We start from the raw sequence: 13,792 nt of genomic DNA on the forward strand, positions 1-13,792 counted from the left end.
CCCGCTTCGCGTTTCAGGAGCGCAGGTCCGCCGGGGTCGTGCCCGGCGCCGTCAGCGGCAGGCCGAGGGCGACGCGCTCGGTGAGCCACGGGCTCGGCCGGTACCGCGGGTCGCCGGTGGTGGCCAGCAGGCCGCGCAGGATGCGCAGCACGACGTCCCCGCCGACGAGGTCACCCCAGGCCAGCGGCCCGCGCGGGTACCCGAGGCCGAGGCGGACGGCGGTGTCGACGTCGGCCGGGGTGGCCAGCTGCTGGCCCGCGATGAAGCACGCGGTGTTGACGATCGACGCGAGCAGCCGCTGCGCGACCGGGGCCGGCCCGTCGCGCACGACGGTCACCGGACGTCCGGTCGCGGCCAGCGCGCCCCACGCGGCGCGGCCCGCCGCCGGGTCGAGCCCGGCGTGCACGGACATCGTGAGGCGGCGTTCGTAACCGCCGAGCGGATCGACGCCGGCGACGCGGGCGGGCGGCAGTCCCGCGCGGATCGCGGCGTCCACAGTGGACTCGCCGTAGAGCGGGACGAGCAGGACCGCGTCCGGGTAGGCGTCGGACACCACGTGCACCCCCGCCGAGGACAGCACCCGCGCGAGGTGCTCGTCGGCGGTGAACACCGGGCTCGTCGGCTTCGGCGGCGCCGCGGGCTCGTCGGCGACCTGCTGCTTCCCGTCGACGTACGAGTAGAACCCTTCGCCGTTCTTGCGCCCGAACAGCCCGGCGGCGACCCGCGGCCGGGTCAGCCACGACGGCCGCAGCCGAGGCTCGCCGTGGAAGCCGCTCCAGATGCTTTCCAGCACGGCGTGCGACACGTCGAGCCCGGTCAGGTCGAGCAGCTCGAACGGCCCGAGCTTCAGCCCGAGGACATCGCGGGCGACCCGGTCGACGTCGGCGGGTTCGGCGAGCGCCTCGGCGAGGATCTGCAGCGCCTCGGTGTTCAGGCCGCGGCCGGCGTGGTTGACCAGGAAGCCGGGCGCGTCCTTCGCCAGCACCGGCTCGTGGCCCCAGCTCTTGACCAGCTCCAGCGCTTCGCCGGGCAGCCAGTCGTAGGTGCGCGTGCCGGGGACGACCTCGACCAGGCGCATCAACGGCACGGGGTTGAAGAAGTGCAGCCCGACGAGCCGGCCCGGGTCGGCCAGCTCGGCGGCGATCTCGGTGACCGACAGGGAGCTGGTGTTCGTCGCGAAGATCGTCTCCTGTGGACAGACGCGCTCGAGGCCGGCGAACAGGGCCCGCTTCGTCGCGATGTCCTCGCGGACGGCCTCGACGACGAGGTCGACGCCGTCGGCGGGCGCGTCCGGCGCGTCCACCGCGACCAGCCGGTCCTTGACCGCCTGCGGGTCGTCGAGCTTGCCCTTGCCGGCCAGCTTGTCGGCCATGCCGCCGATGAACTCGATCGCTTCGGTGACGGCTTCGCGCCGGACGTCGGCCAACTCGACGGTCACGCCCGCCGTCGCGGCGAGCTGGGCGATTCCGCGGCCCATCACCCCGGTCCCGATCACCCGGATCCTGCCGACCTTCCCGGCCCACCCCGTCACGTCGTGCCCGCCTTCCCGCCGATGCTCACCGGGCGACGGTACCGTCTCGGCCGTGACGGGGAAGCGCCTGACGCGGGCGGAAAGCCGCGAACGGACGAAGGACCGGTTGCTCACGGCCGCCGCCGAGCTGTTCGCCGAGCGCGGGGTCAACGGCGCCTCGGTCGAGCAGATCGCCGAACGCGCCGGTTACACGCGCGGGGCGTTCTACGGCAACTTCGACGGCAAGCACGACCTGGTCGTGGCCCTGCTGGCGCGACGTCGTGAGCAGGAAGCCGTCGAAGTCGCGGCGCTGCGGGGCGATGTTCTGGCGCGGTTGAAGGAGTGGCACGCCGAGCGCGCCGAGCACCTGCCCGAGTGGTTCGCGCTGCGCACCGAGCTGACGCTGTACGCGCTGCGCAACCCGGCCGCGCGGCCGTCGGCCGGGGAGAACGAGCGCGCCGCGCGGGAGCTGATCGAGACGGGCGTGCGCGCGACGTTCGCCGAGCGTGGGGTCGAGCCGCCGGCGGATCCGGCGTTCCTGGCGCTGATCATCCACGCGCTGGAGGACGGCCTGCTCCGGCAGCGGTACCTCAGCCCGGACGGCACCAGTGACACGGTGATCGCCGACGCCGTCGAGCTGCTGCTGCGGACCTGGCTGCGTTAGAGCCCGACGAACTCCGCCATCCGAAGCGCCGTGTGCGCGAAGAACTCGTCGGCAGGGTCGACACTGCCGACGTACTGGCCGAACAGGTCGAAGTTGATCGCCCCGAACAGCTGGGTCCAGGCCATGATCAGCCGGGCCACGGTTTCCGGCCCGGAGACGATCCCGAGGACCTTCGTGAGGGCCTCGGCCTGGGCGCGCAGCCGGGGCGGGACGTCGCCGCGGACGTCGCGGAGCTCGGTGTGGGTGAGCACCTTGACCAGGGCGAACGCGACCCGGGACGCCGGCGCGACGGTGTCCTGCGGCGCCTGGTAGCCGGGGATCGGCGAACCGTAGATCAGCGCGTACTCGTGCGGGTGCGCGCGGGCCCACTCGCGTGTCGCCCGCCAGATCGCCAGCCACCGGTCGCGTGGCTCGCCTTCGCCCGGGTCGGCCTGTTCCGCGGCCTCGCCGATCGCGTTGTAGGCGTCGACGATCAGGTCGGTCAGCAGCCGGTCGCGGCTGGGGAAGTAGCGGTAGAGCGCGGACGACACCATGCCCAGCTCCCGCGCCACCGCGCGCAGCGAAAGCCCGTGCGCGCCGACCTCGGCGAGCTGGCGGCGGGCCTCGTCCTTGATCTCCTGGGTCAGCTCGGCGCGGGCGCGTTCGCGCGCGGTGCGGGTCGCGGTCATGAAGCTCAGTGTGCCACGGCGGAGAGCGGCGCACCAAATCGAGAGCACTGCTCTTGACAACGTGTCGCGGCCGGTGTTCACTGCTCTTAACCGAGAGCACTGCTCTCCCAAGCTTCGGAGGACACCATGACTGCCGCCCGCTACATCGAGCCGAAGAAGGCCACCAACGTCTTCAACGAGGTCGTCGCGAAGCTGACTCGGATGGGCTTCAGCGTCTGGGGCAGCCGGGTGCTGACCGTCGTCGGCCGCAAGAGCGGCGAGCCGCGGTCGGTCCCGGTCAACCTGCTGACCGTCGACGGCGTGCGCTACCTCGTGGCCCCGCGCGGCGAGACGCAGTGGGTGCGCAACCTGCGCGCGGCCGGCCAGGGCACGCTGAGCGTCGGGCGCCGCGTCGAGGAGTTCACCTTCCGCGAGCTGGGCGACGACGAGAAGCCCGGCATCCTGCGCCCCTACCTCAAGCGCTGGAAGTTCGAGGTCGGGGTGTTCTTCGACGGTGTCGACGCCAAGGCGTCGGACGAGAAGCTGCGCGAGATCGCGCCCGGCTACCCGGTCTTCGAGATCTTCACGAAGTAGGTTTGCGCCGCTTCGTCAGGTTCGCCGCGATCAGGACCACGCCGAGCAGGAACGCGACGAGCCCGATCAGGAACCACAGCTTCTGGCCGGTCATGAAGCTGCCGGTGATGACGCCGATGCCCTGCAGCACCCAGACGGCGCCGACGAGCAGGAGCACAACCCCGACCGCGAAGGTGATCCAGCGCCTCATCCACCCAGTCTGGCACGCGTTCGGGCCAGTCGCCGGGAACGGGCCCGGCGACGGCCCCGGTTAGGGCAGAGTTGCGGGGGTGCACGACATCAGCGGGTCACTGCGGCGGCAGTCGCTGCTCGTCGCGCTGGTCTGCATCGCCTGCGACGCCATGCTCTTCAGCGTGCGCGGGCCGCTCGGCGACGGCCGCTGGCAGCCGTGGGCGGTGCTGGCCGGCGGGGTCGCCGTCAACGCCGCGCTCGCCGGGCCGGCCCGCTACTCGGGCTGGGTGTCGCTGGCGCACGCCCTGCTCTTCGCCGCGTCACCGGTGCTGATCAGCACCACCACGGGGTACGTCGTCGGCAACAACGCCGGCATCCTGATCGCCGGGTACCGCGCCGGCGCCTGGCTGCGGCCGAAACCGGCGGTGCTCGCGCTGCTCGTGATGCTCGCCGGGGTCACCGCGGGCTGCATCGAAGGCGGTGGCCGGACGGCGGGTGACCTGCGGCTGATCTCGGTCAGCGTCAGCGTGAGCGCACTCCTGCCGTGGCTGGTCGGCCGGTACACGACAGCCCGGCGCGCCTACATCGCCGACCTCGAGCGGGCGGCGGACGAACGCCGTCAGCACGAGGAAGAAGCCGTGCGGCGGGCCGTCACCGAGGAGCGCACGACCATCGCGCGCGACCTCCACGACGTCATCTCCCACCACGTCAGCGCCATCGGGGTGCACGCCGGCGCGGCCCGGCTCGGGCTGCCCGACGGCGCCGAACCGGCGCGGAAGTCCCTCGGCGCCGTCGAGTCCGCGAGCCGCGCGGCGATGGCCGACCTGCGCCGGCTGCTCGACCTCCTGCACGCCGAGGCCGGCGCCGGGCAGCCCGGGCTCGACAACCTCGACGAGCTGGTCGAGACCGTCCGCGCGGCCGGTCTGCCCACCCGGCTGACCCTGCTCGGCGAGCCCCGCGAACTGCCGGGCTCGCTCGACGTCGCGTTGTACCGGATCGCGCAGGAGGCCCTGACCAACGCGTTGCGGCACGGCACGGGCCCGGTCGAAGTCGAGCTAAACCACGGCCGCACCGAGATCGTGCTCACGGTGACGAACGGCCTGTGCGCCGGCCGCGCCGCGCAGGGCGACCACGCGCACCGCGGTCTGGCGGGCATCCGCCAGCGCGTCACGCTCTTCGGCGGCCAGGTCTCCTACGGCGAGACCGGCGAGCACTGGCAGCTGCGCACGACCTTCCCGGTGGAGAGCACATGATCCGCGTCCTGCTGGCCGACGACCACGCGATGTTCCGCTCCGGGATGCGCGCGCTGCTCGACACCCAGCCCGACTTCACCTGCGTCGGCGAGGCGTCCGACGGCCGCGAAGCCGTCGCCGAAACCGCGCGGCTGCGCCCGGACGTCGCGGTCCTCGACGTCCGGATGCCCCGCCTCGACGGCCTTGCCGCGACCGAGGCGATCCTCGCCGCGCCGGGCAACGACACGCGTGTCCTCGTGCTCACGACGTACGACGCCGACGAGTACGTCTACCGCGCGCTGCGCGCCGGGGCGAGCGGGTTCCTGTTGAAGAGCCTGGCGCCGGAGGAGCTCGTCGCGGCGATGCGGGTCGCGGCGCGCGGGGACGCGCTGATCGACCCGTCGGTGACCCGGCGGCTGGTCGCGAAGTTCGCGTCGGTGCTCGAACCCGCGGCCGCCGAACCACCCGAGCTGGCGCGGCTGACTTCGCGTGAACGTGAAGTGCTGCTGCTGATCGCCAACGCGTCCAGCAACGCCGAGATCGCGCGGCAGCTGCACGTCGGCGAGGAGACGGTCAAGACGCACGTGTCGCGGGTGCTGTCGAAGCTCGGGTTGCCCGACCGGGTGCACGCGGTCGTCTACGCCTACCGGCACAACCTCGTCCCTGACCGGACCGGTCAGTTCGACGGCCGGGCCGAGTAGCCGCCGCCGCGGCGCTGGCCCGGCTGGCGCTGACCCGCTTCGAAGCCCTTGCCGAGCGTCGTCGCCGTGGCCGTCTGGCCCTCGACCTTCGCCACGACCGTGATGTTCGTGGAGCCCTGCTTGACGTCGCCCGTCTTCTGCGTCGACGAGTCGAGCGTGTACGTCTGCTTGTAGCCGTCCTTGCTGGTCAGCGTCACCGAAGTGGCGCTCAGCTCGGTGACGTCACCGGTCTGCAGACGCTCGGTCGTGTAGCCGCCGTTCGGGTTGGCCACGACGAAGTCGCCGTGCAGCGCCTCGCGCATGGCCGCCATGCCGCCGCCGAAGCCGCCGCCCGGGCCGCCCTGGCCGCGGAACTGGCCGCCGCCCGGGCCGCCGAAACCGCCGGGGCCCTGCTGGGCGCTGTTGTCGGCGCTGCTGGTGCCGGCCCAGATCGCCGCGCCGCCGCCGGCCGCGATCACCACCGCGATGCCGGCCGCGATCGCCGTCTTCTTGCCGGACCAGCCCTTCTTGGGCGCCGCGGGGGCCGGGTCACCCCAGCTCGCCGGGGCCGGCTGGCCGGCGGGCGCCGGCTCGCTCTGGGGCGTGTTCGGCTCGGTCGTCATCGTGTCCTCCGGTCGTACCCACACTGGTTCAGCCCAGGTTCACCGCCGTGGCTGTGTTTGAGCTGTGCGGGCCGTCAGCACGCGCTGTGGCTCCCTTACCCGAACGAAGGACCTTCACAGGAAACGCACAGCGGTCACACAGTGACCACTGAAGCGCCGCCGAGAAGATGGCACTATGACCGCTATGAACGCCACGTCACCCGGCCCCGGCAAGGCCGACCTGCGCCGCGCCGACGGGAGCCCGGTGCGGGTCCTCGTCGTCGACGACGAGTCGACGCTGGCCGAGCTCGTCTCGATGGCCCTGCGGATGGAGGGCTGGGAGGTGCGCAGCGCGGGGGACGGCACCGAAGCCGTCCGGATCGCGCGCGACTTCCGGCCGGACGCCGTGGTGCTCGACGTCATGCTCCCCGACTTCAGCGGCCTCGAAGTGCTGCGGCGCATGCGGTCCGAGGCGCCGCACCTGCCCGTGCTGTTCCTGACGGCGAAGGACGCGGTCGAAGACCGGATCGCCGGGCTCACCGCGGGCGGCGACGACTACGTCACCAAGCCCTTCAGCCTCGAAGAGGTCGCGCTGCGGCTGCGCGCGCTGCTGCGCCGGGCCGGCGGGGTGACCGGCTCGAGCGGGTCGCAGCTGGTCGTCGGCGACCTCACCCTCGACGAGGACAGCCGCGAGGTGCACCGCGGTGGTGACCTGGTGCCGCTGACCGCGACCGAGTTCGAGCTGCTGCGCTACCTCATGCGCAACCCCAAGCGGGTGCTGTCGAAGGCGCAGATCCTGGACCGCGTGTGGAGCTACGACTTCGGCGGTCAGGCCAACATCGTCGAGCTCTACATCTCCTACCTGCGCAAGAAGATCGACGCCGACCGTGAGCCGATGATCCACACCATGCGGGGCGCCGGGTATGTCCTCAAGCCAGCGGGCTGAGCGGCGGCGGTCCCGGGCCCAGCGGCCGTGGTCGCTGCGACGGCGGCTGATCGTCCAGCTCGCCGCGCTGCTCGCGCTGGTGTGCCTGGTCGTCGGCGTGGTGACGGAGTTCGCGCTGAGCGAGTTCCTGGTGGGCCAGCAGGACAAGCGGCTCGCCGCGGCGACCGACCGCGCCGCGCACGGGGCGGACCGGCCGCCGCCGTGGACCTACGACGGACAGGCTCCGCCGCCGGATCCGCTGCGCGCGCTCGGCCAGGGCGAGGGCACGCTCGCCGCCGTCCAGATCGGCTCGCTGTACACCGGGTCGGTGATCGACTCCACCGTCGCCAGCTCGCTGCCGAAGCAGCGGCGAGCGCCGTTCCGGAACATCGAGAAAGGCCAGACGCTCGCCCTGCTCGCCCTGCCGTCGGACGGGAAACCGCACAGCATCGACCTCGGCGGCAAGCTCGGGGACTACCGCGTCGTCTCGACGACGTCGCCCGGCGGTGAGAAAACCGTCATCGGCCTGCCGCTCAAAGACGTCAACGAGACGCTGTGGCGGCTCGGCTTCATCCTCGGCGGGGTCGCGCTCGCCGGGATCCTGGTGGCGGGCGCGGTCGGCGCGGCGACGATCCGCCGCACGATGCAGCCGCTCGACCGGCTGGCCGCGACCGCGACCCGCGTCTCCGAACTGCCGCTGGACCGCGGCGAGGTGGCGTTGTCCGAGCGCGTCCCGGACGCCGACACCGACCCGAACACCGAGGTCGGCAAGGTCGGCTCGGCGCTGAACCGGATGCTGCAGCACGTCGCGAACGCGCTCACCGCGCGGCACGCGAGCGAGAACCGCGTCCGCCAGTTCGTCGCGGACGCGAGCCACGAGCTGCGCACGCCGCTGGCGGCGATCCGCGGGTACGCGGAGCTGACCCGGCGCAGCGGTGAGCAGGTGCCGCCGGACGTCGCGTTCGCGATGAGCCGCGTCGAGTCCGAGTCGCGCCGGATGACCACGCTGGTGGAGGACCTGCTGCTGCTGGCTCGCCTCGACTCGGGACGGCCGGTGGTGCACGAGTGGGTGGACTTGTGCCGGCTGGTGGCCGACGCGGTCGCGGACGCGCACGTCGCGGGCCCGGACCACAAGTGGCTGATGGACGTGCCGGGCGAGCCGATCGGCGTGCTCGGCGACGCGGGCCAGCTGCACCAGGTGGTGATCAACGTGCTGGCCAATGCGCGCACGCACACCCCGGCGGGGACAACCGTCATGGCGTCACTGTCCACTTCGGACGGTGTGGTGCGCCTGCGGGTGAGCGACGACGGCCCGGGCATCCCGCCGGACATCCTCCCGGACATCTTCGAGCGCTTCGCCCGCGGTGACAACTCGCGGTCGCGCGCGGCGGGCAGCACCGGCCTGGGCCTGGCGATCGTCGCCGCGGTGGTGGGCGTGCACGGCGGCCGGGTCGGGGTGCACAGCCGTCCCGGGCGGACGGAGTTCGAGATCACGTTCCCGGCGGCCCCGGCGCCGGAGTGACCCGATCGTGGTGGACGCACAGCCGTCGCACAGCTTCGGCACAAGTTCACCACATGCGCCGCCCACACGGTGGGCAGCATGACGACCACGCTGTCGGCGCCCGAACACGCCCAGCCCGCGCCCCAGGCCGCCCGCCCGCCGCGGTGGACCAAGCCTTCCGTCGCCGCGCTGCTGCTCGGGACCGGGCTGCTCTACCTGTGGGACCTGGCCAAAACGGGCTGGGCCAACGACTTCTACGCGATGGCGGCGCAGGCCGGCACGTGGAGCTGGAAGGCGCTGTTCTTCGGCTCGCTCGACCCGGGCAACGTCGTCACGGTCGACAAACCGCCGTTCTCCCTGTGGGTCATGGGGCTCTCGGGCCGGATCTTCGGCTTCTCGAGCTGGAGCCTGCTGGTGCCGAACGCGCTCGCCGGCGTCGCGTCGGTGGGCCTGCTGTACCTGGCCGTGCGACGGCTTTCGGGGCCGGGCGCCGGGCTGCTCGCCGGGGCCGGGCTCGCGCTGACGCCGGTCGCCGCGCTGATGTTCCGCTACGACAACCCGGACGCCTTCCTGGTGCTGCTGCTCGTCGCCGGCGCGTACTGCGTCGTGCGCGCGCTCGAGCACGCGAGCACGAAGTGGCTGGTGCTCGCCGGGGTCTGCGTCGGGTTCGGCTTCCTCGACAAGATGCTGCAGGCGTTCCTCGTGCTGCCCGCCTTCGTGCTGGTGTACGCGGTCGCGGCGCCGACGTCGCTCGGGCGCCGCATCGGCCAGCTGTTCGCCGCCGCGGGCGCGGTGCTCGTCTCCGCCGGCTGGTGGATCGCAGTCGTCGCGCTCTGGCCGGTCGCGGACCGGCCCTACATCAGCGGGTCGACCGACAACACCGTGCTGGAGCTGGCTTTCGGGTACAACGGCCTCGGCCGGATCTTCGGCGAAGGCCGGGGTGGTGGCGGCGGGACGTTCGCGCCGCCGTCCGGCGCGGGTGGTGGCTTCGGCGGGGAGACCGGTCTGACGCGGCTGTTCAGCGGCGAGTTCGGCGGTGAGGCGTCGTGGCTGCTGCCCGCCGCGGTCCTCGGCCTGGTCGCGGGCCTGTGGTTCACCCGGCGCGCGCCGCGCACCGACCGGACGCGGGCCGCGCTGCTGCTCTGGGGCGGCTGGCTGGTCGTCACCACGCTGGTGTTCAGCTACATGAGCGGCATCATCCACCCGTACTACACGGTCGCGCTGGCGCCCGGGATCGCCGCCACGCTGGGCATCTCCGCCCGTGAGCTCTGGCGGGGGCGGGCCAACTTCGCGGCCCGCGCGGTGCTCGCGGTCCTGGTCGCGGTCACGGCGGTTTGGGGCTTCGTCCTGCTCGCGCGGACGCCGGACTGGCAGCCGTGGATCCGCTACACGCTGCTCGTGCTGAGCGCGGCCGCGGTGCTGGCGCTGCTCTTCGGCGCCGACCGGGTCCGCCGCCTCGGGCCGGTCGTGGCCGTGCTGGGCCTGTGCGGCGCGCTGCTCGGGACGACGTCCTTCACCCTGGCCACGGCGGCGAACGCGCACGCGGGCGGGACGCCGTCGTCCGGCCCGGCCGCCGCCGCGAGCGGTCGCGGTTTCGGCGGCCGGGGCGGGTTCGGCGAGGGACAGGCCGACACCGCGGTGATCACCCTGCTGAAGGCCACGACGACGAAGTGGGCCGCGGCGCAGAGCGGCGCGATGCAGTCGGCGGGGCTGGCACTTTCGAGCGGACGGCCGGTGCTCGCGATCGGCGGCTTCAGCGGCAGCGACCCGGCGCCGACGCTCGCGCAGTTCCAGCGATACGTCGCCGCGGGCGACATCCACTACTACGTCGCCGGCGGGCGGGGCGGCTTCGGCGGCGGCCGCGGTACCTCGGGGGAGATCCAGGCGTGGGTCGAGCAGACCTTCGCGCCGCAGACCGCCGGGAGCACCACCGTTTACGACCTCACAAAATCTATCAATTGATCGAAATAGCCTCGATTGTTTCGGTCTTGTTAACAGTGGCGGAATCATTCGCGGTCTCCCGGCCGGTGCGATAGTCGCGGGTGGGCTCATCTGTTCGAACACCATTCCGGCCAGTGGCACACAACGAACGATTGTTCGGTTCTCGCCGGTAGCCCACGGTGATGATCGCGGGGGTGTGTAACGGGGAGGGACTACTGCCCGTGCAACTGCACGTCCGGGTGAACCGCGATTTTGACCGGGCGGCCGACAGAAAGTACGCCGGTCCTGTGTGTCGAACGTGTCGATGACGCTGGTTGGCCCACGCTTGGATCACTCGTTCGGCGGCATCCTCGGGGCATTGTGGTGATCTTGTGCTCCTCGCTAGGCTCTCCGCCGGGTGAGGGACAAGGGGTGGCTGGTCCGGTCCGCTGAGGCACCGGATCTCACTGGGTGTGGGTGATCCCTGTCCGCTTTTGCTCATCCGTGACCCGATCAGGTGCGTCTGGAAGAGAGCAGCGATGACTGTGCGCTTTCGGCGCCGCAACACTCCACTTCCCCCGCCTTTTGGAGTTTCGCTGTGACTTCCCGTCCCCGTCGGCTGACGGTGTTCCTGACTCTGCTGACCCTCGCCGGGGTCACCGCGCTTTCGGGGTGCAGCGACAGCACCGCCGCCGGTGGCGGCGGCAAGATCACCCTCGGGTTCAGCGCGTGGCCGGGCTGGTTCCCCTGGCAGGTGGCGCAGGAAAAGGGCCTGTTCGCGAAGAACGGCGTGGACGTCGACCTCAAGTGGTTCGACAACTACACCGACAGCATCAACGCGTTGTCGAGCGGGGCGATCGACGCGAACAGCCAGACCCTCAACGACACCCTCTCCTCGGCCTCCGGCGGCGCCAAGCTGTCGATCGTGCTGGTGAACGACAACTCCACCGGCAACGACAAGATCATCGCGCGGGACGGGATCAACGCCGTCGCCGACCTCAAGGGCAAGAAGGTCGCCGTCGAGCAGGGCACGGTCGACCACTACCTGCTGCTGCTCGCGCTGCAGGAGGCGAAGCTGACCGAAAAGGACATCGAGCTCGTCAACCTGCCGACCGACGCCGCAGCGGCCGCGTTCGTCGCCGGCCAGGTCGATGCGGTGGGCGCGTTCGCGCCGTTCACCACCAAGGCCCTCGAGCGCCAGGGCAGCCGCGCGATCTCGTCGTCCGCCGAGTTCCCCGGCGCCATCCCGGACCACCTCGTCACGTCGCAGAAGCTGGTCAAGGACCACCCGAAGGACGTCCAGGCGCTCGTCAACACCTGGTTCGAGACGCTGACCTGGATCAAGAACAACAAGGACGCCGCCGTGCAGATCATGGCCAAGCGCGGCGGGGTCAGCGACTCCGAGTACAAGACCTACGACGCCGGCACCACGATCTTCACGCGCCAGCAGAACCTCGACGCGTTCACCCCGGGCGTCACCGCCCAGCACCTGGACTTCTCCGCGAACAAGATCATCGACTTCATCGTGAACACCGGGCTCGCCCAGCAGCGGCCGTCGCTCGACGGGCTGTTCGACGACCAGTTCGTGAAGGCCGCACCGCAGTGACGGGTCCGACCCAGCGCACCGCGGGCGCCCCGGCCGACGAACGCGCGGCCGAGGAGCTGGAGGCCGAGCAGCGGCTCGCCGACGACACCCACGCGGGCCGGGGCCGCCCGGCCTGGTCGCCGTTGCCGCGGCGGGCCACGCCGAAGGCCCGGTCGCCGCTGTTCTCCCTGCGCACGCCGATCTCCTCGTCGGCCCGCTGGACGCTGGCGGTGCTGTCGTTCGCGATCCCGTTCCTCGCCTGGGTCGTGCTGAGCGTCAGCGGGGTCGTCGACTCGACGTTCCTGCCGTCGCCGGCCGCGGTGCTCAAGGCCGGGCTGGACATGGCCGGCACCGGCGAGCTGTTCGACGACCTCTGGGCGACGACCCAGCGGGTGCTCGAAGGCTTCGGGCTCGCGGTGCTCGTCTCGGTGCCGCTCGGCGTCCTGATGGGCACCTTCACCGCGGGCCAGGCGTTCTTCGAGCCGCTGATCGGCCTGCTGCGCTACCTGCCGGCGAGCGCGTTCATCCCGCTGCTGATCATCTGGCTGGGCCTCGGCGAGCCGTCGAAGATCGCGATCCTCTTCATCGGCACGGTCTTCTTCAACACGCTGATGACCGCCGACGTCGTGCGGGCGGTGCCGAGCGCGCTCCTCGACGTCTCCTACACCCTCGGCGCGCGCCGGGGCGAGGTGCTGCGCAAGATCGTCGTGCCGCACTCGCTGCCGGGCATGATCGACGCGGTCCGGGTCAACGCCGCCGCGGCGTGGAACTTCGTCGTGGTCGCCGAGCTGATCAACTCCCAGGCCGGCCTCGGCTACCGGATCGTGCGCGCGCAGCGGTTCCTGCAGACGGACAAGATCTTCGCGGTGCTGGTGGTCATCGGGATCGCCGGTCTCACCATCGACGTCCTGCTGCGCCTGCTGCGCACGCAGGTCGGGAAGTGGGCGGCATGACGCTGGAACTGCGGGGCGTCGCCAAGGACTACGCCGTCCGCGGCAAGGTGACGCGCGCCCTCGACGGGGTCGACCTCGAAGTGCTGCGCGGCGAGTTCGTCTGCGTCGTCGGGGCGAGCGGCTCGGGCAAGTCGACGCTGCTTTCGCTGGTGGCCGGGCTGAGCACACCGACCGAAGGCGAGATCGTGCTCGACGGCGCCCCGGTGACCGGGCCCGGCCCGGACCGCGGGCTCGTCTTCCAGCACGGCGCGCTCTACCCGTGGCGCACCGTCGAGAAGAACGTCGCGTTCGGACTCGAGCTGCTGCCGGTCGACGCGGCCGAGCGCGCCAAGCGCGTGGACTGGTACCTCGCCGAGACCGGGCTCGACGCCGTGCGCCGGTCGCTGCCGAAACAGCTTTCCGGCGGCCAGAAGCAGCGCGTCGCGATCGCGCGGGCGCTGGCGTGCGAACCGGAAGTCCTGCTGCTGGACGAACCCTTCGGCGCGCTGGACGTCCAGACCAAAGAGGACATGCAGGTGCTCATCCGCCAGGTGTGGGCCGACACCGGCACCACGGTGCTGATGGTCACCCACGACGTCGAGGAAGCGGTGTTCCTGGGCGGCCGGGTGGTGGTGCTCGCCTCCGACCCGGGCCGCATCGCCGCCGACGTCGAGGTGACGCTGCCCGCCGAGCGCGGCCTGGCGGTGAAGCGCGAACCGCGGTTCCTCGCGCTGCGCGCCCGGATCGAGGACCTGGTCCGCGAGCAGCACCGTGGCCACGTCGACCGGGTGGCCGCGGGTTCGTGAGAACGGAAGACGGGATGGTGGCG

The 13,792-nt window shown here is 72.0% G+C and carries 14 protein-coding genes; 10 read left to right on the top strand and 4 right to left on the bottom strand.

Features of this window, described 5'->3' with window-relative positions; all coding sequences use genetic code 11:
• Nucleotides 1-13: 13 nt before the first annotated feature.
• On the bottom strand, nucleotides 14-1,531 hold the full coding sequence (locus tag ACZ61C_RS39695; RefSeq protein ID WP_465313081.1) for a 3-hydroxyacyl-CoA dehydrogenase: 1,518 nt from the start codon (nucleotides 1,529-1,531) through the stop codon (nucleotides 14-16).
• Between the two features lie 52 nt (nucleotides 1,532-1,583).
• Between ACZ61C_RS39695 and ACZ61C_RS39700 the strand changes: the two genes are divergently transcribed.
• Nucleotides 1,584-2,174 (top strand): TetR/AcrR family transcriptional regulator, encoded by a 591-nt coding sequence (locus tag ACZ61C_RS39700; RefSeq protein WP_465313082.1) that lies wholly within the window; start codon nucleotides 1,584-1,586, stop codon nucleotides 2,172-2,174.
• Here ACZ61C_RS39700 and ACZ61C_RS39705 read toward each other — a convergent pair.
• A complete protein-coding gene (locus ACZ61C_RS39705) occupies nucleotides 2,171-2,842 on the bottom strand; it encodes a TetR/AcrR family transcriptional regulator (protein WP_465313083.1) in 672 nt (223 codons plus the stop codon). The genes ACZ61C_RS39700 and ACZ61C_RS39705 overlap by 4 nt on opposite strands.
• Nucleotides 2,843-2,968: 126 nt before the next feature.
• On the opposite strand from ACZ61C_RS39705, the gene ACZ61C_RS39710 reads away from it, so the two are divergent.
• Nucleotides 2,969-3,415 (top strand): nitroreductase family deazaflavin-dependent oxidoreductase, encoded by a 447-nt coding sequence (locus tag ACZ61C_RS39710; RefSeq protein WP_465313084.1) that lies wholly within the window; start codon nucleotides 2,969-2,971, stop codon nucleotides 3,413-3,415.
• On the opposite strand, the gene ACZ61C_RS39715 is transcribed toward ACZ61C_RS39710, so the two are convergent.
• Nucleotides 3,405-3,605, bottom strand: coding sequence for a hypothetical protein (locus tag ACZ61C_RS39715; protein ID WP_465313085.1), 201 nt, complete (start codon nucleotides 3,603-3,605; stop codon nucleotides 3,405-3,407). The two genes, ACZ61C_RS39710 and ACZ61C_RS39715, sit on opposite strands and share 11 nt — an antisense overlap.
• 79 nt (nucleotides 3,606-3,684) lie before the next feature.
• On the opposite strand from ACZ61C_RS39715, the gene ACZ61C_RS39720 reads away from it, so the two are divergent.
• Together ACZ61C_RS39720 and ACZ61C_RS39725 are read left to right on the top strand one after the other, a co-directional pair.
• Nucleotides 3,685-4,839, top strand: a complete 1,155-nt coding sequence (locus tag ACZ61C_RS39720; protein WP_465313086.1) for a sensor histidine kinase — start codon at nucleotides 3,685-3,687, stop codon at nucleotides 4,837-4,839.
• On the top strand, nucleotides 4,836-5,519 hold the full coding sequence (locus tag ACZ61C_RS39725) for a response regulator (protein WP_465313087.1): 684 nt from the start codon (nucleotides 4,836-4,838) through the stop codon (nucleotides 5,517-5,519). Before ACZ61C_RS39720 ends, ACZ61C_RS39725 begins: the two co-directional genes overlap by 4 nt.
• Here the strand turns inward: ACZ61C_RS39725 and ACZ61C_RS39730 are convergent.
• Nucleotides 5,495-6,121 (bottom strand): hypothetical protein, encoded by a 627-nt coding sequence (locus ACZ61C_RS39730; protein ID WP_465313088.1) that lies wholly within the window; start codon nucleotides 6,119-6,121, stop codon nucleotides 5,495-5,497. The two genes, ACZ61C_RS39725 and ACZ61C_RS39730, sit on opposite strands and share 25 nt — an antisense overlap.
• Before the next feature lie 175 nt (nucleotides 6,122-6,296).
• On the opposite strand from ACZ61C_RS39730, the gene ACZ61C_RS39735 reads away from it, so the two are divergent.
• From ACZ61C_RS39735 to ACZ61C_RS39760, 6 genes are all read left to right on the top strand, one after another.
• The gene (locus ACZ61C_RS39735; protein ID WP_465313089.1) at nucleotides 6,297-7,046 is read left to right on the top strand and encodes a response regulator transcription factor; all 750 of its coding nucleotides are present in this window, start codon (nucleotides 6,297-6,299) and stop codon (nucleotides 7,044-7,046) included.
• Nucleotides 7,024-8,547 (top strand): sensor histidine kinase, encoded by a 1,524-nt coding sequence (locus tag ACZ61C_RS39740; RefSeq protein ID WP_465313090.1) that lies wholly within the window; start codon nucleotides 7,024-7,026, stop codon nucleotides 8,545-8,547. Before ACZ61C_RS39735 ends, ACZ61C_RS39740 begins: the two co-directional genes overlap by 23 nt.
• 78 nt (nucleotides 8,548-8,625) lie before the next feature.
• The gene (locus ACZ61C_RS39745; RefSeq protein ID WP_465313091.1) at nucleotides 8,626-10,488 is read left to right on the top strand and encodes a glycosyltransferase family 39 protein; all 1,863 of its coding nucleotides are present in this window, start codon (nucleotides 8,626-8,628) and stop codon (nucleotides 10,486-10,488) included.
• A gap of 556 nt (nucleotides 10,489-11,044) precedes the next feature.
• Nucleotides 11,045-12,052 (top strand): ABC transporter substrate-binding protein, encoded by a 1,008-nt coding sequence (locus ACZ61C_RS39750; protein ID WP_465313092.1) that lies wholly within the window; start codon nucleotides 11,045-11,047, stop codon nucleotides 12,050-12,052.
• Nucleotides 12,049-12,984 (top strand): ABC transporter permease, encoded by a 936-nt coding sequence (locus ACZ61C_RS39755; protein WP_465313093.1) that lies wholly within the window; start codon nucleotides 12,049-12,051, stop codon nucleotides 12,982-12,984. Before ACZ61C_RS39750 ends, ACZ61C_RS39755 begins: the two co-directional genes overlap by 4 nt.
• Nucleotides 12,981-13,769 (top strand): ABC transporter ATP-binding protein, encoded by a 789-nt coding sequence (locus tag ACZ61C_RS39760; RefSeq protein ID WP_465313094.1) that lies wholly within the window; start codon nucleotides 12,981-12,983, stop codon nucleotides 13,767-13,769. The genes ACZ61C_RS39755 and ACZ61C_RS39760 overlap by 4 nt, the downstream gene beginning before the upstream one ends.
• Nucleotides 13,770-13,792: the final 23 nt, after the last annotated feature.

It is taken from the genome of Amycolatopsis sp. NPDC104587, from assembly GCF_055583645.1.

Excerpts from the sequence above, each read along its gene's own strand:
- ACZ61C_RS39730 (WP_465313088.1), bottom strand. The coding sequence starts at position 6,121 with ATGACGACCGAGCCGAACACGCCCCAGAGCGAGCCGGCGCCCGCCGGC.
- ACZ61C_RS39705 (WP_465313083.1), bottom strand. The coding sequence starts at position 2,842 with ATGACCGCGACCCGCACCGCGCGCGAACGCGCCCGCGCCGAGCTGACC.
- ACZ61C_RS39725 (WP_465313087.1), top strand. The coding sequence starts at position 4,836 with ATGATCCGCGTCCTGCTGGCCGACGACCACGCGATGTTCCGCTCCGGG.
- ACZ61C_RS39715 (WP_465313085.1), bottom strand. The coding sequence starts at position 3,605 with ATGAGGCGCTGGATCACCTTCGCGGTCGGGGTTGTGCTCCTGCTCGTC.
- ACZ61C_RS39740 (WP_465313090.1), top strand. The coding sequence starts at position 7,024 with ATGTCCTCAAGCCAGCGGGCTGAGCGGCGGCGGTCCCGGGCCCAGCGG.
- ACZ61C_RS39760 (WP_465313094.1), top strand. The coding sequence starts at position 12,981 with ATGACGCTGGAACTGCGGGGCGTCGCCAAGGACTACGCCGTCCGCGGC.
- ACZ61C_RS39745 (WP_465313091.1), top strand. The coding sequence starts at position 8,626 with ATGACGACCACGCTGTCGGCGCCCGAACACGCCCAGCCCGCGCCCCAG.
- ACZ61C_RS39710 (WP_465313084.1), top strand. The coding sequence starts at position 2,969 with ATGACTGCCGCCCGCTACATCGAGCCGAAGAAGGCCACCAACGTCTTC.
- ACZ61C_RS39735 (WP_465313089.1), top strand. The coding sequence starts at position 6,297 with ATGACCGCTATGAACGCCACGTCACCCGGCCCCGGCAAGGCCGACCTG.